Annotated in this window: 22 protein-coding genes; 21 read left to right on the forward strand and 1 reads right to left on the reverse strand. The window is 70.3% G+C overall.

Annotated elements, in window-relative coordinates; all coding sequences use genetic code 11:
* Positions 1 to 36: 36 nt before the first annotated feature.
* From mltG to nusB, 9 genes are all read left to right on the forward strand, one after another.
* Positions 37 to 1,839 (forward strand): endolytic transglycosylase MltG, encoded by a 1,803-nt coding sequence (mltG, locus tag STRBO_RS0116215; protein ID WP_005485458.1) that lies wholly within the window; start codon positions 37 to 39, stop codon positions 1,837 to 1,839.
* Complete coding sequence (locus STRBO_RS0116220) at positions 1,836 to 2,675, forward strand: shikimate dehydrogenase (protein ID WP_005485466.1); 840 nt, start codon at positions 1,836 to 1,838, stop codon at positions 2,673 to 2,675. Before mltG ends, STRBO_RS0116220 begins: the two co-directional genes overlap by 4 nt.
* Positions 2,676 to 2,889: 214 nt before the next feature.
* Entirely contained in the window at positions 2,890 to 4,074 is a 1,185-nt protein-coding gene (gene aroC / locus STRBO_RS0116225) for a chorismate synthase (protein ID WP_028796685.1), read from the forward strand.
* Positions 4,071 to 4,589: a shikimate kinase gene (locus STRBO_RS0116230; RefSeq protein ID WP_005485469.1), complete on the forward strand. Its 519-nt coding sequence runs from the start codon at positions 4,071 to 4,073 to the stop codon at positions 4,587 to 4,589. Before aroC ends, STRBO_RS0116230 begins: the two co-directional genes overlap by 4 nt.
* Positions 4,586 to 5,677: a 3-dehydroquinate synthase gene (aroB, locus tag STRBO_RS0116235; RefSeq protein WP_005485470.1), complete on the forward strand. Its 1,092-nt coding sequence runs from the start codon at positions 4,586 to 4,588 to the stop codon at positions 5,675 to 5,677. Before STRBO_RS0116230 ends, aroB begins: the two co-directional genes overlap by 4 nt.
* A gap of 177 nt (positions 5,678 to 5,854) precedes the next feature.
* A complete protein-coding gene (locus STRBO_RS40160) occupies positions 5,855 to 6,781 on the forward strand; it encodes a Pro-rich N-terminal domain-containing protein (protein WP_005485472.1) in 927 nt (308 codons plus the stop codon).
* Positions 6,782 to 7,092: 311 nt separating this feature from the next.
* Positions 7,093 to 8,199, forward strand: a complete 1,107-nt coding sequence (locus STRBO_RS0116245) for an aminopeptidase P family protein (protein ID WP_020665558.1) — start codon at positions 7,093 to 7,095, stop codon at positions 8,197 to 8,199.
* A 59-nt stretch (positions 8,200 to 8,258) separates the two neighbouring features.
* On the forward strand, positions 8,259 to 8,825 hold the full coding sequence (gene efp, locus STRBO_RS0116250; RefSeq protein ID WP_005485474.1) for an elongation factor P: 567 nt from the start codon (positions 8,259 to 8,261) through the stop codon (positions 8,823 to 8,825).
* Positions 8,826 to 8,827: 2 nt separating this feature from the next.
* Positions 8,828 to 9,262, forward strand: coding sequence for a transcription antitermination factor NusB (nusB, locus tag STRBO_RS0116255; protein ID WP_005485475.1), 435 nt, complete (start codon positions 8,828 to 8,830; stop codon positions 9,260 to 9,262).
* A 216-nt stretch (positions 9,263 to 9,478) separates the two neighbouring features.
* On the opposite strand, the gene bldD is transcribed toward nusB, so the two are convergent.
* Entirely contained in the window at positions 9,479 to 9,979 is a 501-nt protein-coding gene (gene bldD, locus STRBO_RS0116260) for a transcriptional regulator BldD (protein WP_005485476.1), read from the reverse strand.
* Positions 9,980 to 10,197: 218 nt separating this feature from the next.
* Between bldD and pyrR the strand changes: the two genes are divergently transcribed.
* From pyrR to coaBC, 12 genes are all read left to right on the forward strand, one after another.
* Positions 10,198 to 10,797, forward strand: coding sequence for a bifunctional pyr operon transcriptional regulator/uracil phosphoribosyltransferase PyrR (gene pyrR / locus STRBO_RS0116265; protein WP_005485477.1), 600 nt, complete (start codon positions 10,198 to 10,200; stop codon positions 10,795 to 10,797).
* Between the two features lie 89 nt (positions 10,798 to 10,886).
* Positions 10,887 to 11,867 carry an aspartate carbamoyltransferase catalytic subunit gene (locus tag STRBO_RS0116270; RefSeq protein WP_005485479.1) on the forward strand — a complete coding sequence of 327 codons (981 nt, stop codon included), beginning with the start codon at positions 10,887 to 10,889 and terminating at the stop codon, positions 11,865 to 11,867.
* Between the two features lie 3 nt (positions 11,868 to 11,870).
* Positions 11,871 to 13,157, forward strand: a complete 1,287-nt coding sequence (locus STRBO_RS0116275; RefSeq protein WP_005485481.1) for a dihydroorotase — start codon at positions 11,871 to 11,873, stop codon at positions 13,155 to 13,157.
* Entirely contained in the window at positions 13,154 to 13,720 is a 567-nt protein-coding gene (locus STRBO_RS0116280; RefSeq protein ID WP_005485482.1) for a PH-like domain-containing protein, read from the forward strand. Before STRBO_RS0116275 ends, STRBO_RS0116280 begins: the two co-directional genes overlap by 4 nt.
* The gene (gene carA, locus STRBO_RS0116285) at positions 13,717 to 14,874 is read left to right on the forward strand and encodes a glutamine-hydrolyzing carbamoyl-phosphate synthase small subunit (RefSeq protein WP_005485484.1); all 1,158 of its coding nucleotides are present in this window, start codon (positions 13,717 to 13,719) and stop codon (positions 14,872 to 14,874) included. The genes STRBO_RS0116280 and carA overlap by 4 nt, the downstream gene beginning before the upstream one ends.
* Positions 14,867 to 18,175 (forward strand): carbamoyl-phosphate synthase large subunit, encoded by a 3,309-nt coding sequence (gene carB / locus STRBO_RS0116290; protein ID WP_005485485.1) that lies wholly within the window; start codon positions 14,867 to 14,869, stop codon positions 18,173 to 18,175. The genes carA and carB overlap by 8 nt, the downstream gene beginning before the upstream one ends.
* Positions 18,176 to 18,255: 80 nt before the next feature.
* The gene (locus tag STRBO_RS0116295) at positions 18,256 to 19,362 is read left to right on the forward strand and encodes a quinone-dependent dihydroorotate dehydrogenase (RefSeq protein WP_020665559.1); all 1,107 of its coding nucleotides are present in this window, start codon (positions 18,256 to 18,258) and stop codon (positions 19,360 to 19,362) included.
* Complete coding sequence (gene pyrF, locus STRBO_RS0116300) at positions 19,359 to 20,198, forward strand: orotidine-5'-phosphate decarboxylase (RefSeq protein ID WP_005485488.1); 840 nt, start codon at positions 19,359 to 19,361, stop codon at positions 20,196 to 20,198. Before STRBO_RS0116295 ends, pyrF begins: the two co-directional genes overlap by 4 nt.
* Before the next feature lie 265 nt (positions 20,199 to 20,463).
* Complete coding sequence (locus STRBO_RS0116305) at positions 20,464 to 20,787, forward strand: integration host factor (protein WP_003977346.1); 324 nt, start codon at positions 20,464 to 20,466, stop codon at positions 20,785 to 20,787.
* A 60-nt stretch (positions 20,788 to 20,847) separates the two neighbouring features.
* Positions 20,848 to 21,441 (forward strand): guanylate kinase, encoded by a 594-nt coding sequence (gmk, locus tag STRBO_RS0116310; protein WP_028796686.1) that lies wholly within the window; start codon positions 20,848 to 20,850, stop codon positions 21,439 to 21,441.
* Between the two features lie 64 nt (positions 21,442 to 21,505).
* A complete protein-coding gene (gene rpoZ, locus STRBO_RS0116315; RefSeq protein ID WP_005485492.1) occupies positions 21,506 to 21,775 on the forward strand; it encodes a DNA-directed RNA polymerase subunit omega in 270 nt (89 codons plus the stop codon).
* Positions 21,776 to 21,893: 118 nt separating this feature from the next.
* The gene (gene coaBC, locus STRBO_RS0116320; protein WP_020114459.1) at positions 21,894 to 23,096 is read left to right on the forward strand and encodes a bifunctional phosphopantothenoylcysteine decarboxylase/phosphopantothenate--cysteine ligase CoaBC; all 1,203 of its coding nucleotides are present in this window, start codon (positions 21,894 to 21,896) and stop codon (positions 23,094 to 23,096) included.
* Positions 23,097 to 23,156 lie beyond the last annotated feature (60 nt).

The raw sequence follows: 23,156 nt of genomic DNA on the forward strand, positions 1-23,156 counted from the left end.
CCCGCGTGACCGCCGCCTCGCGGCTCTAGGGGATCGATGACTGAGTATGGCCGGGGCCCGGGCTCCGAACCGTGGCATCCGGACGACCCGTTGTACGGGGACGCCGGATGGGACGGACAGCAGGCCCAGGGCCAGCAGTCCCCTTACGGCGGCCAGCCGCAGCAGCCCTACCCGGAGCAGCAGCAGTACCAGCAGCAGTACGACAACGGCAACGGTGCCTGGAACAACGGTCATCAGGACGCCTACGCCCAGCAGCAGTACCAGCAGGAGTACGGCGACCCCGCGCAGCATTACGCCGGCCAGAACCAGCATCAGCAGCAGTACACCGGTCATGGCCAGCAGCAGTACGGCCACACCGACAACGGCTGGAACGACGGAACTCACCAGCACACGCAGGCCCCTTACGTCGCGGATCCGAACGACCCCTACGGGGGACAGCAGCAGGCGATGGCATACGGCGGCCAACAGGACTTCTACGGCACGCCGGACGCGTATCCGCCGCCGGAGCCGCCCTCACGCCGTCGCGAGGAAGCGGCACCCGCCCCCGCGCCCACTCCGGAGCCCGAACCCGAGGAGCAGCCGGCAGCGGAGCGGACCGACTGGGACCCCGGACCGGACCAGGGCGAGCACGCGTTCTTCGCCGGTGGCGGTGACGACGACGATGACGACGAGGCCGAGGAACGCTCGGGCCGGGGGGACCGGAAAGGCCGTGGCGGTAAGTCTGGCAAAGGCGGGAAGTCGAGCAAAGCCGGCAAGAAGCGCCGCAGCGGCTGCGCATGCCTGGTGGTCGTCATGGTCTTCGGCGGCGGCTTCGCCGGCGTCAGTTACTTCGGTTACCAGTTCTACCAGAGCCGCTTCGGCGAGATCCCCGACTACGAGGGGAACGGTACGAACGAGACCGTGACGATCACGGTCGCCAAAGGTGAGTTCGGGTCGGTCATCGGGCAGAGGTTGAAGACGGCCGGGGTCGTCAAGAGTGTGGATGCTTTCACGATCGCACTGGCGAAACTTCCCGAGAAGGATCAGATTCAGGCAGGCGTTTATCTTCTCAAGAAGGAGATGTCAGCCGAAAAGGCTATCGCTCTGATGCTCGATCCGAAGAGTCAGAGCAACTTCACGGTCGCCGAGGGTGTACGTAACAACGACATCTACGTCAAGATCGACAAGGAACTGGGTCTTGACAAGGGCACGACCAAGGATGTCGCCGAGAAGAAGTGGGAGACCCTCGGCCTTCCCGACTGGGCGAACGACAACAAGGACATCAAGGATCCGCTGGAAGGATTCCTCTACCCGTCCACGTACCCGGTCGCCAAGGGCATGAAGCCCGAAGCCGTCCTGAAGGAAATGGTCGACCTCGCCAAGGCGAAGTACAAGGAAATGGACCTGGAGGGCAAAGCCAAGAGTCTGAAGCTGGAGAACCCCCTCCAGGTGCTGACCGTGGCGAGCCTCGTGCAGGCCGAGGGGAAGTACAAGAAGGACTTCCTGAAGGTCGCCCGGGTCGTCTACAACCGGCTCGACAAGAAAAACACCGAGACCTACGGGCTGCTCGACTTCGACTCCACCGTCAATTACCTGCGCGGTGAATCAAAGCTGGCCACAGGCTCGGTCAACTCGCTCCGACAGATCAACGACCCGTACAACACCTACAAGTTCAAGGGTCTGCCGCCCGGTCCGATCGACAATCCGGGTGAGGTGGCCATCAAGGCGGCGCTCAAGCCGGCCAAGGGCGACTGGTACTACTTCGTGTCGATCAACGAGGACGAGACGCTGTTCGCCGTGACCAACGAAGAGCACAACAGGAACCGCGTCAGGTACGAGAAAGCCCAGAACGGACAATGAGCCGCACCGCCACCAAGCACCGGGCCGCCGTGCTCGGTTCGCCGATCGCCCACTCGCTGTCCCCGGTGCTGCACCGGGCCGCGTACGCCGAACTCGGGCTCACCGACTGGACGTACGACCGTTTCGAGGTCGACGAGGAGGCGCTGCCCGGGTTCGTCGAAGGGCTCGGGCCGGAGTGGGCCGGGCTGTCGCTGACGATGCCGCTGAAGCGGGCGGTCATCCCCCTGCTGGACGAGATCAGCGAGACGGCGACCTCGGTCGAGACGGTGAACACACTGCTGTTCACGGAGGACGGGCGGCGGGTCGGCGACAACACCGACATCCCCGGGATGGTCGCCGCCCTGCGCGAGCGCGGCATCGAGCAGGTGGAGTCGGCGGCCGTTCTCGGCGCCGGAGCAACCGCGTCCTCCGCGCTGGCCGCGCTCGCCCGGATCTGCACCGGCGAGGTCGTGGCGTACGTCCGCAGCGAGGCCCGGGCCGCCGAGATGCGGCAGTGGGGCGAGCGGCTGGGCGTCGAGGTACGTACGGCGGACTGGTCGCAGGCCGAGCGCGGGCTGAGCGCTCCCCTCGTCATCGCCACGACACCGGCCGGGGCGACGGACGCGCTGTCCGGTGCGGTGCCGGAGATGCCGGCGACGCTGTTCGACGTGCTGTACCACCCGTGGCCCACCGAGCTGGCCGCGCGCTGGTCCGCGTACGGCGGTGCGGTGGTCAGCGGGCTCGATCTGCTGGTGCACCAGGCCGTGCTGCAGGTCGAGCAGATGACCGGGTGCAAGACGGCTCCCGTGGGCGCGATGAGGCAGGCGGGGGAACGGGCGCTGGCCGAGCGCGGCTGAGCGTTCCGGGCGGGCCGGTCCGAGGGGGCGGCCGGTGGCGAGGAACCGCCGTGCGCGCGGTCCGCCTGATGGACCTGCGACCAGGGCCCCGCCCCGGACGTGGGAGGATCGGAGGTGGCGGGCCGGGGCCGCGCACCCGGTGTTCGTCGCCGTACGCGAGGACCCGCGTACACGCAGGCAGGATCCAGTACCGGACGCGAGCATAGGAGCACCGTTGAGCAGGTTGCGCTGGCTGACCGCGGGGGAGTCCCACGGTCCCGCACTCGTCGCGACGCTGGAGGGCCTTCCCGCCGGCGTGCCGATCACCACGGAGATGGTGGCGGACCACCTGGCCCGGCGGCGCCTGGGCTACGGACGTGGTGCGCGGATGAAGTTCGAGCGCGACGAGGTCACCTTCCTCGGTGGTGTCCGGCACGGTCTGTCCATGGGCTCGCCGGTGGCGATCATGGTGGGCAACACCGAGTGGCCGAAGTGGGAGCAGGTCATGTCGGCCGACCCGGTCGACCCGGAGATCCTCGCCGGTCTCGCCCGCAACGCCCCGCTGACCCGCCCTCGGCCCGGTCACGCGGACCTGGCCGGCATGCAGAAGTACGGCTTCGACGAGGCCCGGCCGATCCTGGAGCGGGCCTCCGCCCGGGAGACCGCCGCCAGGGTCGCCCTCGGCGCGGTCGCCCGGTCGTACCTGAAGGAGACGACCGGCATCGAGATCGTCAGCCACGTGGTGGAGCTGGCGGCCGCGAAGGCCCCGCAGGGCGTGTACCCGACGCCCGCCGACGTGGAGAAGCTGGACGCCGACCCCGTGCGCTGCCTCGACGCCGACGCGTCGAAGGCGATGGTCGCGGAGATCGACCAGGCCCACAAGGACGGCGACACCCTCGGCGGAGTCGTCGAGATCCTGGCGTACGGCGTGCCCGTCGGCCTCGGCTCGCACGTCCACTGGGACCGCAAGCTGGACGCCCGCCTCGCCGGCGCGCTGATGGGCATCCAGGCGATCAAGGGCGTCGAGATCGGTGACGGTTTCGAGCTGGCGCGGGTGCCGGGCTCCAAGGCGCACGACGAGATCGTGAACACCCCCGAGGGCATCCGGCGCGTCTCCGGCCGCTCCGGTGGCACCGAGGGCGGTCTCACCACCGGTGAGCTGCTGCGGGTCCGGGCGGCGATGAAGCCGATCGCGACCGTTCCGCGCGCCCTGCAGACCGTGGACGTGACCACCGGCGAGGCCACGCAGGCCCACCACCAGCGCTCCGACGTCTCCGCCGTGCCGGCCGCCGGCATCGTCGCCGAGGCGATGGTGGCCCTGGTGCTGGCGGACGCGGTGGCCGAGAAGTTCGGCGGCGACAGCGTCACCGAGACGGCCCGCAACGTCCGTTCCTACCTCGACCACCTCGCGATCCGATGAGCCCGGTGCCTCTGGTCGTCCTCGTCGGCCCCATGGGTGTCGGCAAGTCCACCGTCGGACAGCTGCTCGCCGAGCGGCTCGGCGTCGGCTACCGCGATACCGACGACGACATCGTCGCCGAGCAGGGCCGCACCATCGCGGAGATCTTCGTCGACGAGGGCGAGGCCGCCTTCCGCGCGATCGAGAAGGAGGCCGTGCGTGCCGCGCTGGCCGGGCACGACGGCGTCCTCGCCCTCGGCGGTGGCGCGATCCTCGACGCCGACACGCGCGCGCTGCTGGCTGGACAGCGGGTCGTCTACCTCTCGATGGACGTCGAGGAGGCGGTCAAGCGCACCGGCCTCAACGCCGCCCGCCCGCTGCTGGCCGTCAACCCCCGCAAGCAGTGGCGGGAGTTGATGGACGCCCGGCGGTATCTGTACGAGGAGGTCGCCGCGGCCGTCGTCGCCACCGACGGCCGGACGCCCGAGGAAGTCACCCGAGCGGCGCTGGACGCACTGGAGTTGAAGGAAGCATGAGCGAGACAGTGACCCGCATCCAGGTCGGCGGTACGGCGGGCACCGAGCCGTACGAAGTGCTGGTGGGGCGTCAACTCCTCGGTGAATTGGGCGGGTTGATCGGTAACCGGGTCAAGCGGGTGGCCGTGATCCACCCCGAGGCGCTGGAGGACACCGGAGAGGCCCTGCGGGCCGATCTGGCCGGGCAGGGCTTCGAGGCCGTGGCCATCCAGGTGCCCAACGCGGAGGAGGCCAAGACCGCCGAGGTCGCCGCGTACTGCTGGAAGGCGCTGGGCCAGTCCGGGTTCACCCGCACCGACGTCATCGTCGGCGTCGGCGGCGGGGCCACCACGGACCTCGCCGGGTTCGTCGCGGCGACCTGGCTGCGCGGGGTCCGCTGGATCGCCATCCCCACCACCGTCCTGGCCATGGTCGACGCGGCGGTCGGCGGCAAGACCGGGATCAACACGGCCGAGGGCAAGAACCTCGTGGGTTCCTTCCACCCGCCGGCCGGAGTGTTGTGCGACCTGGCGGCGCTCGACTCGCTGCCGGTCAACGACTACGTCTCCGGGCTCGCCGAGATCATCAAGGCCGGGTTCATCGCGGACCCGGTGATCCTGGACCTGATCGAGTCCGACCCGCAGGCGGCCCGCACGCCCGCCGGGCCGCACACCTCGGAGCTGATCGAGCGGTCGATCCGGGTCAAGGCCGAGGTCGTCTCGGGCGACCTGAAGGAGTCCGGGCGCCGCGAGATCCTCAACTACGGGCACACGCTGGCCCATGCGATCGAGAAGAACGAGCGCTACCAGTGGCGGCACGGCGCGGCCGTGTCCGTGGGCATGCACTTCGCGGCCGAACTGGGCCGACTGGCGGGCCGGTTGGACGACGCGACCGCCGACCGGCACCGCACGGTCCTCGAAGCGGTCGGTCTGCCGCTGCACTACCGCTACGACCAGTGGCCGAAGCTTCTGGAGACGATGAAGGTCGACAAGAAGTCCCGGGGCGACCTGCTGCGCTTCATCGTCCTGGACGGCCTGGCCAAGCCCACCGTTCTGGAGGGTCCCGACCCGGCGATCCTCCTCGCCGCGTACGGCGAAGTGGGCCAGTAACGCCCGCTCGGGCAGCTCTTGCCCGATTCGCCTTGTGTCCCTGGCCACTTGGGCACTTCGGGCTGCCCCCGGCCGTGCACCAAACGGTGGCCGGGGACGGTACCGTTCGGTAAGGGCGGGGTCGGAAGGCCCCGCCCGCCAGTGTCGATGTGACTGTACGAGACGGAGTGGCACCGGATGCAGGACGCAGTGGGAGCTCCGCTGCCGCCGCCCCATCGGCCGGGGCAGGACCCGGCGGCCCCCTGGTCGCCGACCGCGAACCAGCAGGGACACCCGGCCCCCCATCACCCGGGAGCGCCCGGCACGCACCCGCCGGGACACCCGGTGCCCCCGGGCAGCCACCCGGGTCCGGTGCCGCCGCCTCCGCCCGCGCCGATGGCCCCGCCCGCACCGGCCGTGCCGGGCTTCTCCGGCGCTGCCGGGCATCCGCCGGCCCCGGTCCCGCCGCAGAGCGGGGTCTCGCCGGACACCACCGGACACGTGCAACTGCCGCCGGGCGGCCCCGTCACCATGCCGCCGGCCGCCACCGGCGCTCCCGACGTCACCAACACCACGCTCGCGGTCCTGCTCATCGGCCCCGCCGGAGCCGGCAAGACCAGCGTCGCCAAGTACTGGGCGGACCACCGCCGGGTGCCCACCGCGCACATCAGCCTGGACGACGTGCGCGAGTGGGTGCGCTCGGGCTTCGCGGACCCCCAGTCCGGCTGGAACGACAACTCCGAGGCGCAGTACCGCCTCGCCCGCCGCACCTGTGGCTTCTCCGCCCGGAACTTCCTGGCCAACGGCATCTCCTGCATCCTCGACGACGCCGTCTTCCCCGACCGCCCGGTCGTCGGCCTCGGCGGCTGGAAGCGGCACGTCGGCCCCGGCCTGCTGCCGGTCGTCCTCCTGCCGGGCCTGGAGATTGTCCTGGAGCGCAACGCCGAGCGCTCGGGCAACCGCCGGCTCACCGACGAGGAGGTCGCCCGCATCCACGGCCGAATGGCGGGCTGGTACGGCTCGGGCCTCCCGATCATCGACAACTCCCAGCTCGACGTCCCGGCCACGGCCCGCGTCCTGGACGAGGTCCTGGCCCGCTCGATCGCCAGCCCCCCGAAGTGGTAACCGAGTAGCCGCCGCCCCACACCCCGACAGCCCCCGACGGCCCCGCCAGGGGCCTGGAGACCGCTCGCGGAACCGCGCCCACCCCCGGCCCCGTCAGGGGCGCGGGGAACTGCGCGACAAGCCCCCACCGGCCCGCACCCGGCACACACGGGCACCCACCGGCACCCGGCACCCACCGGCACCCGGCACCCATCGGCACCCACCCGCCCCGGCACCCACCGGCACCCGGCACCCACCCACCCCCGACACCCCCACCCCCACTCGGCCGCACTCGACCAGCGCCCGCCCAGCGAAGCTCATACGCTCGGCACATGTCTGAGGTCTACGCGGCCCGCAGAGCCCGGCTGAGAGAACGCTGCCAAGCCGGCGGCAGCCCCACCGCACTCGTGACCCGCCCGGCCAACGTCCGCTACCTCGCGGGAGCGGCGCCGCGGGGCGCGGTGCTGCTGCTCGGCAGGAGCGAGGACGTCCTGCTGTGCGGCGCACCGCCGAGCGGCGAGATCGGCGAGGGCCGGCCCGACGACGCCGTACGCGTCCAGGTGCTGCCACGGCCCGGCGGCGACCCGGCGGTCGCGGCCGCCGGTCTGGTGACGGCCCTCGGTGCCGAGTCCCTGGCCGTGGAGGAGCACCACCTCACCATGGCCCGCTGCAGAGCCATCCGCTCGGTCGCGCCCCGGCTGCGGCTCGCCGACCTCGGCGGCGCCGTGGAGCAGCTGAGGGTGATCAAGGACGAGGAGGAGGTCTCCTGTCTGCGGATCGGCGCGGAGATCGCCGACCAGGCCCTGGGCGAGCTGCTCGAATCCATCCTCGTCGGCCGCACCGAGCGCCACCTCGCCCTGGAGCTGGAGCGCCGCCTCGTCGACCACGGCGCCGACGGCCCGGCCTTCCCCACCTCCGTCGCCGCCGGCCCGAACTCCGGCCGCCCCGGCCACCGACCGACCGATCGCCGGGTGGAGGAGGGCGACTTCCTCTCCGTCTGTCTCGGCGCGACCTATCGCGGCTACCGGTGCGAGATCGGCCGTACGTTCGTGATCGGCACCTCGCCGGCCGACTGGCAGATCGAGCTGTACGACCTGGTCTTCGCAGCCCAGCGCGCCGGACGGGAGGCCCTGGCACCCGGTGCGGCCTACCGGGCCGTGGACCGCGCGGCCCGCCAGGTCCTGGACTCCGCGGGGTACGGAGAGAGCCTGCCGGTGATGATGGGGCACGGGGTCGGACTCGAAATCGACGAGGACCCGCAGTTGGCCCCCGCGGCCATGGGTAAACTGGACGCTTGCGTGCCGGTCACCGTCGAACCGGGGGTCCACCTCCCGGGCCGGGGCGGAGTCCGGATCGATGACACGCTCGTCGTACGCCCCGAGGCGGACGGCGGACCCGAGCTACTCACCATCACGACCAAGGAGCTGCTCGCGCTCTAGCTCATCGGCTGTGCGCGTGGCCCGGGGTCGTCCACGTCAGTCCAGGAGATTCCGCAACCGTGGCTTCCACGAACGACCTCAAGAACGGCCTGGTGCTCAAGCTCGACGGGGGCCAGCTCTGGTCCGTCGTCGAGTTCCAGCACGTCAAGCCCGGCAAGGGCCCGGCCTTCGTGCGCACCAAGCTCAAGAACGTGCTCTCCGGCAAGGTCGTCGACAAGACGTTCAACGCCGGCGTCAAGGTCGAGACGGCCACTGTCGACAAGCGCGACATGCAGTTCTCCTACATGGACGGCGAGTACTTCGTCTTCATGGACATGGAGACCTACGACCAGCTCATGGTCGACCGCAAGGCCGTCGGCGACGCCGCCAACTTCCTGATCGAGGGCTTCACCGCCACCGTCGCGCAGCACGAGGGCGAGGTGCTCTTCGTCGAGCTGCCGGCCGCCGTCGAGCTTGTGATCCAGGAGACCGAGCCGGGTGTCCAGGGCGACCGCTCCACCGGTGGCACCAAGCCCGCCACCCTGGAGACCGGTCACCAGATCCAGGTGCCCCTGTTCATCACCACGGGCGAGAAGATCAAGGTCGACACCCGCACGAGCGACTACCTCGGCCGGGTGAACAGCTAACCGTGGCTGCCCGTAACACGGCCCGCAAGCGTGCCTTCCAGATCCTCTTCGAGGGCGACCAGCGCGGGGCCGACGTCCTGACCGTCCTCGCGGACTGGATCCGGCACGCCCACAGCGACACCCGACAGCCTCCGGTCAGCGAGTACACCATGCAGCTGGTCGAGGGGTACTCGGAGTACGCCAGGCGGATCGACGAATTGATCGCGCAGTACTCGGTGGGGTGGACCCTCGACCGCATGCCGGTCGTGGACCGCAACATCCTGCGGCTCGGAGCGTACGAGCTGATCTGGGTCGACGCGACTCCGGACGCGGTGGTCCTGGACGAGATGGTGCAGTTGGCGAAGGAGTTCTCCACGGACGACTCGCCGTCCTTCGTGAACGGTCTGCTGGGCCGGCTGAAGGAGCTCAAGCCCTCGCTCCGCCGGGAAGCCCAGTAGCGGACGGCCGGGCGGGGAGCGACTCGGGGGTGCTGTGCGAAGCCGGCCGCGGGTGGTCCGTGGCTGGTCGCGCGGTTCCCCGCGCCCCTTGCGGGGCGCTGTCCGCTCCTCTGTGACCACGCGCCGTACGAGACGTACAAAAACCGCCGGGGTGGCCCGAACCAACTGGTTCGAGCCACCCCGGCGGCACGTTTCTGCTGGGCTCCGCCCGGTGTGTCAGGCGTCCTCGTGGGTGACCGCGCGGCGCGCGTCCGCGTCCAGGACGCCCCAGCTGATCAGCTGCTCGGTGAGGACCGAGGGGGACTGATCGTAGATGACGGCGAGTGTGCGCAGGTCGTCCTGACGGATCGAGAGCACCTTGCCGTTGTAGTCACCGCGCTGGGACTGGATCGTCGCCGCGTAACGCTGCAGCGGGCCCGCCTTCTCGGCCGGCACGTGGGCCAGACGCTCCAGGTCCAGGACGAGCTTCGGCGGCGGCTCGGCGGCGCCGCCCGGGGTCGTACCGGGAAGCAGTTCCTGCACGGGGACCCCGTAGAAGTCCGCCAGCTCCGCGAGGCGCTGCACGGTGACGGCGCGGTCGCCGCGCTCGTACGAACCGACCACGACCGCCTTCCAGCGTCCCTGGGACTTCTCCTCGACACCGTGGAGGGAAAGGCCCTGCTGGGTGCGGATGGCCCGGAGCTTGGCCCCGAGCTGTTTGGCGTATTCGCTGGACATATAGCTCCCCGGACGAAGGCTGGTGACTCACTGTGAGGTTACGCAGCGTGACTCTGCTCCGTCAAGCCGAATGGTCCGCACCGACTCTTCCGTGGTAACCGAGATCCATTGGGCCAGGTGGGTGATCAGGGGCGTTGTCGGGCCTGCTAACGTGGATGGCGCAATTCCGACGTCCTTTAAGGTCCGTCCCGTGAGGCGGAGAAGGGGGTCCGTTTCATATGGACACGCAAGAAACTCCGCATGGAGACCCGCACGGGGATGCGCAGGCGTCCGATGACAGGCCCGTTCTCGAAGGCCCCGACATCGCGCGCGTACTGACCCGCATCGCCCACGAGATCGTCGAACGCGCCAAGGGCGCCGACGACGTGGTGCTCCTCGGCATTCCGACCCGGGGTGTCTTCCTCGCCCAGCGGCTCGCCGCCAAGCTGGAGGAGATCACCGACCGCAAGATCCCGGTCGGTTCGCTCGACATCACCATGTACCGCGACGACCTGCGCATGCACCCGCCGCGCGCGCTGGCCCGCACCGAGATCCCCGGTGACGGCATCGACGGCCGCCTGGTCGTCCTCGTCGACGACGTGCTCTTCTCCGGCCGGACGATCCGCGCGGCGCTCGACGCGCTGAACGACATCGGCCGTCCGCGCGCCGTCCAGCTCGCGGTCCTCGTCGACCGCGGTCACCGCGAACTGCCCATCCGTGCCGACTACGTCGGCAAGAACCTCCCCACGTCGCTGCGGGAGACGGTCAAGGTCCAGCTCGCCGAGGAAGACGGTCGGGACACCGTCCTGCTCGGTGCGAAGCGGACCGCCCAGCAGTAGCACGCGCGCGTGCGGCCCCGTGCCGTACGTCACTTCGTGATGCCCCTGCCTGCCCGGAATCTCCCGAACCGCCTTACGGAGCCTGAAAGATGCAGCGTCATCTCATCTCGGCCGCCGACCTCACCCGCGACGACGCCGTCCTGATCCTCGACACCGCCGAGGAGATGGCCCGGGTCGCGGACCGGCCGATCAAGAAACTGCCGACCCTGCGCGGCCGCACGATCGTCAACCTCTTCTTCGAGGACTCGACGCGGACGCGGATCTCCTTCGAGGCCGCCGAGAAGCGCCTCTCCGCCGACGTCATCAACTTCACGGCCAAGGGGTCGAGCGTCTCCAAGGGCGAGTCCCTGAAGGACACCGCGCAGACCCTCGAAGCCATGGGCGTCGACGCCGTCGTCATCCGGCACGGCGCCTCGGGGGCCCCGTACCGCCTGGCGACCTCCGGCTGGATCGACGCCGCCGTCATCAACGCGGGCGACGGCACCCATCAGCACCCCACCCAGGCCCTGCTGGACGCCTTCACCATGCGCCGCCGCCTCGTCGGCCGGGACGCCGGACTGGGGCAGGACCTCTCCGGCAAGCGCATCACGCTCGTCGGCGACGTCCTGCACAGCCGCGTCGCCCGCTCCAACGTCGATCTGCTGCACACCCTCGGCGCCCAGGTCACCCTCGTCGCCCCGCCCACCCTGGTGCCGGTCGGCGTCCACGCCTGGCCCTGCGAGGTGTCGTACGACCTCGACAGCACCCTCGCCAAGTCCGACGCGGTGATGATGCTGCGCGTGCAGCGGGAGCGGATGAACGCGGCGTTCTTCCCCACCGAGCGCGAGTACTCCCGGCGCTACGGCCTCGACGGCGACCGCATGGCGCGGATGCCCGAGCACGCCATCGTGATGCACCCGGGCCCGATGGTCCGCGGCATGGAGATCACCGCCGAGGTCGCGGACTCCGACCGCTGCACCGTCGTCGAGCAGGTCGCCAACGGCGTCTCCATCCGGATGGCCGTGCTGTACCTGCTGCTCGGCGGCAACGAGCCCGCCGTCACCCACACCCGCACCACCGAGGAGAAGTAAGACATGAGCCAGATCCTGATCCGTGGTGCGAAGGTGCTGGGCGGCGAGCCGCAGGACGTGCTGATCGACGGCGAGACCATCGCCGAGGTGGGAACCGGTCTGTCCGCCGAGGGCGCCGAGGTCGTCGAGGCCGAGGGCAAGGTGCTCCTGCCGGGCCTGGTCGACCTGCACACCCATCTGCGCGAGCCCGGCCGCGAGGACTCCGAGACCGTGCTCACCGGCACGCGCGCGGCGGCCTCCGGCGGCTACACGGCCGTCTTCGCCATGGCCAACACCTTCCCCGTCGCCGACACCGCCGGCGTGGTCGAGCAGGTCTACCGGCTCGGCCAGGAGCACGGCTACTGCGACGTGCAGCCCATCGGCGCCGTCACGGTCGGCCTGGAGGGCAGGAAGCTCGCCGAGCTGGGCGCGATGCACGAGTCGGCCGCCGGGGTCACGGTCTTCTCGGACGACGGCAAGTGCGTCGACGACGCGGTGATCATGCGGCGGGCCCTGGAGTACGTGAAGGCCTTCGGCGGGGTCGTCGCCCAGCACGCGCAGGAGCCGCGCCTCACCGAGGGCGCCCAGATGAACGAGGGCGTCGTCTCCGCCGAGCTGGGCCTCGGCGGCTGGCCGGCGGTGGCCGAAGAATCGATCATCGCCCGGGACGTCCTGCTCGCCGAGCACGTCGGCTCCCGCGTCCACATCTGCCACCTGTCGACCGCCGGGTCCGTCGAGATCGTCCGCTGGGCCAAGTCCCGCGGGATCGACGTCACCGCCGAGGTCACCCCGCACCACCTGCTCCTCACCGACGAGCTGGTGCGCTCCTACAACCCGGTCTACAAGGTCAACCCGCCGCTGCGCACCGAGCGCGACGTGCTGGCGCTGCGCGAGGCCCTCGCCGACGGCACGATCGACATCGTCGCCACCGACCACGCCCCGCACCCCCACGAGGACAAGGACTGCGAGTGGGCCGCGGCGGCCATGGGCATGGTCGGCCTGGAGACCGCGCTGTCCGTGGTCCAGGAGACGATGGTCGCCACCGGTCTGCTCGACTGGGCGGGCGTCGCGGACCGTATGTCGGTCAAGCCCGCGAAGATCGGGCGGGCGGCCGGTCACGGACGTCCCGTCTCGGCAGGTGAGCCCGCCAACCTCACGCTCGTCGACACGGCATACCGTGGGTCGGTGGATCCCGCGGGCTTCGCCTCGCGCAGCCGCAACACTCCCTACGAGGGCCGCGAGCTGCCGGGCCGTGTCACGCACACGTGGCTGCGGGGCAAGGCCACGCTCGTCGACGGGAAGCTCACGTGACACCTGTAATTCTGCTGGCCGCGCAGAAGGAATCGGCCGAGGTCACCGACTGGGCCGCGCGCATCGGCTGGGTCGTCGGACTCGCCCTCTTCGTCGCGCTCGTCTACTGGCTGATGCGCGAGGGCTGGAAGTGGCGCGGCACGCTCCAGAGCGACCTGCCCGCCCTCCCCACCGCGCCGGACGAGCCGGGCGAGGCCAGACTGGGCATGAGCGGCCGCTACCACGGATCCACCACCGCCGGGCAGTGGCTCGACCGCATCGTGGCGCACGGCCTGGGCGCCCGCAGCCGCGTCGAGCTGACCCTGACGGACGCGGGACTGGACGTCGTACGCCCCGGAGCGACCGACTTCTTCGTGCCGGTCGGCGCCCTGCGCGAGGCCCGGCTCGACAAGGGCATCGCCGGCAAGGTCCTCACCGAGGGCGGGCTGCTGGTCGTCACCTGGGAGCACGGCGGCAAGCTGCTCGACTCCGGGTTCCGCTCCGACCGCGCGGCCGAGCACAACGAGTGGGTCGAGACCCTGAACCAGATGATCAACAAGACGGAAACGGAAGGCGCACGATGACGACCTCCACTCAGGGGAACGCCTCGCAGAGGAAAGGGGCGCTTCCCGCCGTACTCGTCCTGGAGGACGGCCGGATCTTCCGCGGCCGTGCCTACGGGGCCGTGGGGGTGACCTTCGGCGAGGCCGTGTTCTCCACCGGGATGACCGGCTACCAGGAGACCCTCACCGACCCGTCGTACCACCGCCAGGTGGTCGTCATGACCGCCCCGCACGTCGGCAACACCGGCGTCAACGACGAGGACCCCGAGTCCAGGAAGATCTGGGTCTCCGGATACGTCGTCCGCGACCCCGCGCGCGTGCCCTCCAACTGGCGCTCCCGGCGCTCCCTGGACGACGAACTGCGTGCCCAGGGCGTCGTCGGGATCTCCGGCATCGACACCCGCGCCCTCACCCGCCACCTCCGTGAGCGCGGCGCCATGCGCGTCGGCATCTTCTCCGGCGACGCGCTGCCCGACGAGGGCGTCATGCTCACCGAGGTCCGCGAGGCCCCGGAGATGAAGGGCGCGAACCTCTCCGCGGAGGTCGCCACGAAGGAGACGTACGTCGTCCCGGCGATCGGCACCAGGAAGTTCACCGTCGCCGCCGTCGACCTCGGCATCAAGGGCATGACCCCGCACCGCATGGCCGAGCGCGGCATCGAGGTGCACGTGCTCCCGGCCACGGCGACCGCAGAGGACGTGTTCGCCGTGAACCCCGACGGCGTGTTCTTCTCCAACGGCCCCGGTGACCCGGCCACCGCCGACCACCCGGTCTCCGTCATGCGGGCGGTCCTGGAGCGCGGCACCCCGCTCTTCGGCATCTGCTTCGGCAACCAGATCCTCGGGCGCGCGCTCGGCTTCGGCACCTACAAGCTGAAGTACGGCCACCGAGGCATCAACCAGCCCGTGCAGGACCGTACGACCGGCAAGGTCGAGGTCACCGCGCACAACCACGGTTTCGCCGTCGACGCCCCGCTCGACCAGGTCTCCGAGACCCCCTTCGGTCGCGCCGAGGTCTCCCACGTGTGCCTCAACGACAACGTGGTGGAGGGGCTCCAGCTCCTCGACCGCCCCGCCTTCAGCGTCCAGTACCACCCCGAAGCGGCAGCGGGCCCGCACGACGCCGCCTACCTGTTCGACCGCTTCGTATCCCTGATGGAGGGCCAGCGTGCCTAAGCGCACCGATATCCAGTCCGTCCTGGTCATCGGCTCCGGCCCGATCGTCATCGGCCAGGCCGCCGAGTTCGACTACTCCGGCACCCAGGCGTGCCGCGTCCTGCGGGCCGAGGGCCTCAGGGTGATCCTCGTCAACTCCAACCCGGCGACGATCATGACCGACCCGGAGATCGCCGACGCCACGTACGTCGAGCCGATCACCCCGGAGTTCGTCGAGAAGATCATCGCCAAGGAGCGCCCGGACACCCTCCTGCCGACCCTCGGCGGTCAGACGGCCCTCAACACGGCCATCTCGCTGCACGAGGCCGGGACGCTGGAGAAGTACGGCGTCGAGCTGATCGGCGCCAACGTCGAGGCGATCAACAAGGGCGAGGACCGCGACCTCTTCAAGGACGTCGTCGAGGCCGTCCGCGCCAAGATCGGGCACGGCGAGTCCGCCCGCTCGGTCATCTGCCACTCCATGGACGACGTGCTGGGCGGCGTCGAGACGCTCGGCGGCTACCCGGTCGTCGTCCGCCCCTCCTTCACCATGGGCGGCGCCGGCTCCGGCTTCGCCCACGACGAGGAGGAGCTGCGCCGCATCGCCGGCCAGGGCCTCACCCTCTCGCCGACCACCGAGGTGCTCCTGGAGGAGTCCATCCTCGGCTGGAAGGAGTACGAGCTGGAGCTGATGCGCGACAAGAACGACAACGTCGTGGTCGTCTGCTCCATCGAGAACTTCGACCCCATGGGCGTGCACACCGGCGACTCGATCACCGTCGCGCCCGCGATGACGCTGACCGACCGCGAGTACCAGGTGCTGCGTGACGTCGGCATCGCGATCATCCGCGAGGTCGGCGTCGACACCGGCGGCTGCAACATCCAGTTCGCGGTGAACCCCGAGGACGGTCGGGTGATCGTCATCGAGATGAACCCGCGGGTGTCGCGGTCGTCGGCGCTCGCCTCCAAGGCGACCGGTTTCCCGATCGCCAAGATCGCCGCCAAGCTGGCCGTCGGCTACACGCTCGACGAGATCCCGAACGACATCACCGAGAAGACCCCGGCCTCCTTCGAGCCGACGCTCGACTACGTCGTCGTGAAGGCCCCGCGGTTCGCCTTCGAGAAGTTCCCCTCCGCCGACTCCTCCCTGACCACGACCATGAAGTCGGTGGGCGAGGCCATGGCGATCGGGCGCAACTTCACCGAGGCGCTGCAGAAGGCGCTGCGGTCGCTGGAGAAGAAGGGCAGCCAGTTCACGTTCGTCGGCGAGCCCGGCGACAGGGCCGAGCTGCTGCGCGAGGCCGTCAGGCCGACCGACGGCCGTATCAACACGGTCATGCAGGCCATCCGTGCGGGCGCCACGCCCGAGGAGGTCTTCGAGGCCACGAAGATCGACCCCTGGTTCGTCGACCAGCTCTTCCTGATCAAGGAGATCGCCGACGAGCTTGCCCAGGCCGGCAAGCTCGATCCGGAGCTTCTGGCGGAGGCCAAGCGGCACGGCTTCTCCGACCAGCAGATCGCCGAGATCCGCGGGCTGCGCGAGGACGTCGTGCGCGAGGTGCGGCACGCGCTGGGCGTGCGCCCGGTGTACAAGACGGTCGACACCTGCGCCGCCGAGTTCGCGGCGAGGACGCCGTACTTCTACTCCTCGTACGACGAGGAGACCGAGGTGGCCCCGCGCGAGAAGCCGGCCGTGATCATCCTCGGTTCCGGCCCGAACCGCATCGGCCAGGGCATCGAGTTCGACTACTCCTGCGTCCACGCCTCCTTCGCGCTGAGCGAGGCGGGCTACGAGACCGTGATGGTCAACTGCAATCCCGAGACCGTCTCCACGGACTACGACACCTCCGACCGCCTGTACTTCGAGCCGCTCACGCTCGAAGACGTGCTGGAGATCGTCCACGCCGAGTCGCTGGCCGGCCCGATCGCGGGCGTCGTCGTCCAGCTCGGCGGCCAGACCCCCCTGGGCCTGGCACAGGCGCTCAAGGACAACGGCGTACCCATCGTCGGCACGCCCCCGGAGGCCATCCACGCCGCCGAGGACCGCGGCGCCTTCGGCCAGGTCCTCGCCGAGGCCGGCCTGCCCGCGCCGAAGCACGGCACCGCGACCACCTTCGCCGGCGCCAAGGCCATCGCCGACGAGATCGGCTATCCGGTCCTCGTCCGGCCGTCGTACGTACTCGGCGGACGCGGCATGGAGATCGTGTACGACGAGGCCCGCCTGGAGTCGTACATCGCCGAGTCGACCGAGATCAGCCCCTCCCGGCCGGTCCTCGTCGACCGCTTCCTCGACGACGCGATCGAGATCGACGTCGACGCGCTCTACGACGGCCACGAGCTGTACCTCGGCGGTGTGATGGAGCACATCGAGGAGGCCGGCATCCACTCCGGCGACTCGGCGTGCGCCCTGCCCCCGATCACCCTCGGCGGCTTCGACATCAAGCGCCTGCGGGCCTCCACCGAGGCCATCGCCAAGGGTGTCGGCGTGCGCGGCCTCATCAACATCCAGTTCGCGATGGCCGGGGACATCCTCTACGTCCTGGAGGCCAACCCGCGTGCCTCCCGCACCGTCCCCTTCACCTCGAAGGCGACCGCGGTGCCGCTGGCCAAGGCCGCCGCCCGGATCTCGCTGGGCGCCACCGTGGCCGAACTGCGGGCGGAGGGTCTGCTCCCGGCCAAGGGCGACGGCGGCGAGCTGCCGCTCGACGCGCCGATCTCCGTCAAGGAGGCGGTCATGCCGTGGTCGCGCTTCCGCGACATCCACGGGCGCGGCGTCGACACGATCCTCGGCCCGGAGATGCGTTCCACCGGCGAGGTCATGGGCATCGACTCCGTCTTCGGCACGGCGTACGCCAAGTCGCAGGCCGGCGCCTACGGGCCGTTGCCCACCAAGGGGCGCGCGTTCATCTCGGTCGCCAACCGCGACAAGCGTTCGATGATCTTCCCGGCGCGTGAGCTGGTCGCCCACGGCTTCGAGCTGCTCGCGACGTCCGGCACGGCCGAGGTGCTCCGGCGCAACGGCATCAACGCCACCGTCGTCCGCAAGCAGTCCGAGGGCACCGGTCCGAACGGCGAGAAGACCATCGTCCAGCTCATCCACGACGGCGAGGTCGACCTCATCGTCAACACCCCGTACGGCACCGGCGGCCGCCTCGACGGCTACGACATCCGTACGGCGGCCGTGGCCCGGTCCGTGCCCTGCCTGACGACCGTCCAGGCGCTCGCCGCCGCCGTCCAGGGCATCGACGCGCTCAACCACGGCGACGTGGGCGTGCGCTCGCTCCAGGAACACGCCGAACACCTGATCGCGGCCCGCGACTAGCAGCCCTGAGGGGGACATCGGAAACGGTGTCCCCCTCTTCGTGAGACCTCTTCGTGAGGCGCTCCTGCGAGGACATGAACATGTACAAGCTCTTCTTCCGTCTGGTTTTCACACGGATGGACCCGGAGGCGGCCCACCACCTGGCCTTCCGCTGGATCCGTCTCGCCGTCCGCGTCCCCGTCCTGCGTACCTTCGTGGCCGCCGCCCTCGCGCCGCGCTACCGGGAACTGCGCACCGAGGCGTTCGGTCTGCGCATGCACGGCCCGTTCGGGCTGGCCGCCGGCTTCGACAAGAACGCCGTCGCGATCGACGGGATGTCGATGCTCGGGTTCGACCACGTCGAGATCGGCACGGTGACGGGCGAGGCCCAGCCCGGCAACCCCCGGCAGCGGCTGTTCCGCCTGGTCGCCGACCGCGCGCTGATCAACCGCATGGGCTTCAACAACGACGGCTCGCTCGCCGTCGCCGCGCGCCTGGCCTCCCGCACGCCCGTGTTCAGGACCGTCGTGGGCGTCAACATCGGCAAGACCAAGGTCGTCCCGGAGGAGGAGGCCGCGGGGGACTACGTGAAGTCCGCCGAGCGCCTCGCGCCGTACGCCGACTACCTGGTCGTCAACGTCTCCTCGCCCAACACGCCCGGCCTGCGCAACCTCCAGGCCACGGAGGCGCTGCGGCCGCTGCTCACCGCCGTGCGCGAGGCCGCCGACCGCACGGTCCGCACCCGCCGGGTGCCGCTGCTGGTGAAGATCGCGCCGGACCTCGCCGACGAGGACGTCGACGCGGTCGCCGACCTCGCCGTGGAGCTGGGCCTGGACGGGATCATCGCCACGAACACCACCATCGCGCGCGAGGGACTCGGTCTGACATCCGAACCCACGCTGGTGAAGGAGACGGGCGGACTCTCCGGAGCCCCCGTCAAGGACCGCTCCCTGGCGGTGCTGCGGCGCCTCTACGCGCGCGTGGGCGACCGGATCACCCTGGTGGGGGTCGGCGGCGTCGAGAACGCCGAGGACGCCTGGCAGCGCATCCTGGCGGGCGCCACGCTCGTCCAGGGCTACAGCGCCTTCGTCTACGAGGGCCCCTTCTGGGCCCGCGCCGTTCACAAGGGCCTGGCCGCCCGCCTGCGTACGAGTCCGTACGCCACCCTCGCCGACGCGGTCGGCGCCGACGTGAGGAAGACGGTATGACCGAGCCCTTCGGCGCACGGCTGCGCCGGTCCATGGACGAGCGCGGGGCGCTGTGCGTGGGCATCGACCCGCACGCCTCCCTGCTCGCCGACTGGGGCCTGAACGACGACGTCGCGGGCCTGGAACGCTTCAGCCGCACGGTCGTTGCGGCACTCGCGGACCGGGTCGCCGTCCTCAAGCCCCAGAGCGCGTTCTTCGAGCGCTTCGGATCGCGTGGCGTCGCCGTACTGGAGAAGTCCGTCCAGGAGGCACGGGCCGCCGGCGCGCTGGTCGTCATGGACGCCAAGCGCGGTGACATCGGCTCCACCATGGCCGCGTACGCCGAGACCTTCCTGCACAAGGACGCGCCGCTGTTCTCGGACGCGCTGACGGTCTCGCCGTACCTGGGCTACGGCTCCCTGAAGCCCGCCGTGTCCCTGGCCCGCGAGAACGGGTCCGGACTGTTCGTGCTGGCGCTCACCTCGAACCCGGAGGGCGGCGAGGTGCAGCACGCGGTGCGCGGCGACGGACGGAACGTCGGCGCGACCATGCTGGCGCACCTGGCGGCCGAGAACGCCGGCGAGGAGCCCCTGGGCTCCTTCGGCGCCGTCGTCGGCGCCACGCTCGGTGACCTCTCGTCCTACGACCTGAACATCGGTGGACCTCTCCTCGCGCCCGGGATCGGTGCCCAGGGAGCCACTCCGGCCGATCTCCCGGCGGTCTTCGGCAGTGCTGTGCGCCAGGTGCTTCCGAACGTCAGCCGAGGTGTTCTTCGTCACGGTCCCGACATCGTCGCGCTGCGTGACGCCTCGGATCGTTTCGCGGACGAGATCCGTTCCGCGACGGCGACCGCCTGAGACCTCCGATGAGTGCCGGGGGTCGGTTCCCGGACGACTTGAGTCTGAATACATTCTCAAATCCGGGGCATTATGCGGCTTATGTCCGACTCCATGGAGGCTGACCAGGACTTTTCCGCTGTTCTCGCTGACTCCGGCGGACTTGGCCGCTAGTCTCCGAGCAGGGTCAACGGGCGAGCGTGTTGCTCGTGGCACCCCAGGTGAGGGGCGACTAGGTTCCTCACCGGTCCGTATCCGACAGTTCGACATCCGAGGTGACGTAGGCGTGGCTCTTCCGCCCCTTACCCCTGAACAGCGCGCAGCCGCGCTCGAAAAGGCCGCCGCGGCTCGCCGGGAGCGGGCCGAGGTCAAGAATCGACTCAAGCACTCCGGCGCCTCCCTGCACGAGGTCATCAAGCAGGGCCAGGAGAACGACGTCATCGGCAAGATGAAGGTCTCCGCCCTGCTCGAGTCCCTGCCGGGCGTGGGCAAGGTCCGCGCCAAGCAGATCATGGAGCGACTGGGCATCTCCGAAAGCCGTCGTGTACGCGGCCTCGGTTCCAACCAGATCGCCTCCCTGGAGCGTGAGTTCGGCAGCACCGGTTCCTGATCCCGGGCACTGACGGGCAGGGAGTCCCGGGCACTCCGGGATTGCTGGAATAATCGCTGCATGGCTGCAACATTCCGGGGGACGACCCCCGAGCCCCCGGACGTACGTCCGCGGCTGACCGTGCTCTCCGGCCCTTCAGGGGTCGGCAAGAGCACGGTCGTCGCCCATATGCGCAAGGCACACCCCGAGGTGTGGCTCTCGGTGTCGGCGACGACCCGCAAGCCGCGTCCCGGCGAGCAGCACGGAGTCCACTACTTCTTCGTCACCGACGACGAGATGGACAAGCTGATCGCCAACGGCGAACTGCTGGAGTGGGCCGAGTTCGCCGGCAACCGCTACGGCACCCCCCGGGCCGCCGTGCTCGAACGCCTTGAGCGGGGCGAGCCGGTCCTGCTGGAGATCGACCTCCAGGGCGCGCGGCAGGTTCGCGAGTCCATGCCGGACGCCCAGCTGGTGTTCCTGGCTCCCCCTTCCTGGGAGGAGCTGGTGCGCAGGCTCACCGGGCGGGGCACCGAGCCGCCCGACGTGATCGAACGCCGCCTGGAGGCGGCCAAGATCGAGCTGGCGGCCGAGCCGGAGTTCGACGTGACCCTGGTCAACACCTCCGTCGAGGACGTGGCCCGCGAGCTGCTAGCCTTGATGGATGTTGTGTGATCACGGGCTCTGTCCGTTTTCTGTGATCACGACCGATCTTTTCCCATCCATCGGAAGGTAGAGCGTGTCCTCTTCCATCTCCGCGCCCGAGGGCATCATCAACCCGCCGATCGACGAGCTCCTCGAGGCAACCGACTCGAAGTACAGCCTCGTGATCTACGCGGCCAAGCGTGCTCGCCAGATCAACGCGTACTACTCGCAGCTCGGCGAGGGTCTCCTCGAATACGTCGGTCCGCTCGTCGACACCCACGTGCACGAGAAGCCGCTCTCGATCGCCCTGCGCGAGATCAACGCGGGTCTGCTGACCTCCGAGGCCGTCGAAGGCCCCGCGTAAGTCATATCGGCAGATCGCAGTAGCGTTTTCCACAGGCCCGGCAGTGCGACTGCCGGGCCTGTGGTGTGTCATTGAGGCGTCACGCAGAGGCGTACGCATCCGAGTGCGGGGAGGCACGGTGGGCAAGCCGAAGGTCGTTCTGGGGGTCAGTGGGGGGATCGCCGCCTACAAGGCGTGCGAGCTGCTGCGCCGGCTGACCGAGTCCGGACATGACGTCCGGGTCGTACCGACCGACTCCGCACTGCACTTCGTCGGCGCCGCCACATGGTCCGCGCTCTCCGGCAACCCGGTCTCCACCGAGGTCTGGGAGAGCGTCCACGAGGTGCCGCACGTCCGTATCGGGCAGGCGGCCGACCTGGTGGTCGTGGCCCCGGCGACCGCCGACATGCTGGCCAAGGCCGCCCACGGCCTCGCCGACGACCTCCTCACCAACACCCTCCTCACCGCCCGCTGTCCCGTCGTCTTCGCTCCGGCCATGCACACCGAGATGTGGGAACACCCGGCCACCCAGGAGAACGTGGCGACGCTGCGTCGCCGGGGCGCCCTCGTCATCGACCCCGCCGTGGGCCGGCTGACCGGCGTCGACACGGGCAAGGGCCGGCTCCCCGACCCCGCGGAGATCTTCGAGGTCTGCCGCCGGGTGCTGGCCCGGGGCGTCACCGAGCCGGACCTCGTCGGCCGGCATGTCGTCGTCACCGCCGGGGGCACCCGCGAACCGCTCGACCCGGTCCGGTTCCTCGGCAACCGCTCCTCCGGCAAGCAGGGCTACGCCCTCGCCCGTACGGCCGCCGCGCGGGGCGCCCGCGTCACCCTGATCGAGGCCAACACCGGACTGCCGGACCCCGCGGGCGTGGACGTCGTACGGATCGGCACGGCCGTCCAGCTGCGCGAGGCGGTGCTCAAGGCGGCGCCGGACGCCGACGTCGTGGTGATGGCGGCGGCGGTGGCGGACTTCCGCCCCGACACCTACGCCGCCGGGAAGATCAAGAAGAAGGACGGCCAGGAGCCCGCGCCCCTCGTCCTGGTGCGTAATCCGGACATCCTCGCGGAGATCTCGGCGGCCCGCCCCCGCCCCGGCCAGGTGATCGTCGGCTTCGCCGCGGAGACCGACGACGTCCTCGCCAACGGCCGCGCCAAGCTGGCACGCAAGGGGTGCGACCTGCTGGTGGTCAACGAGGTGGGGGAGCGCAAGACCTTCGGCTCCGAGGAGAACGAGGCCGTGGTGCTGGGAGCCGACGGCAGCGAGACCCCGGTGCCGTACGGTCCGAAGGAAGCTCTGGCCGAAACGGTGTGGGACCTGGTCGCGGTCCGCCTCGGGTGACAGTGCCATTCGCGTCACGTCTCCCCCCAACCTCGCACATTGAGGCGTGGCGACCCTGGC

Origin of the sequence: Streptomyces bottropensis ATCC 25435, assembly GCF_000383595.1 — a bacterium.
Lineage (GTDB): Bacteria > Actinomycetota > Actinomycetes > Streptomycetales > Streptomycetaceae > Streptomyces > Streptomyces bottropensis.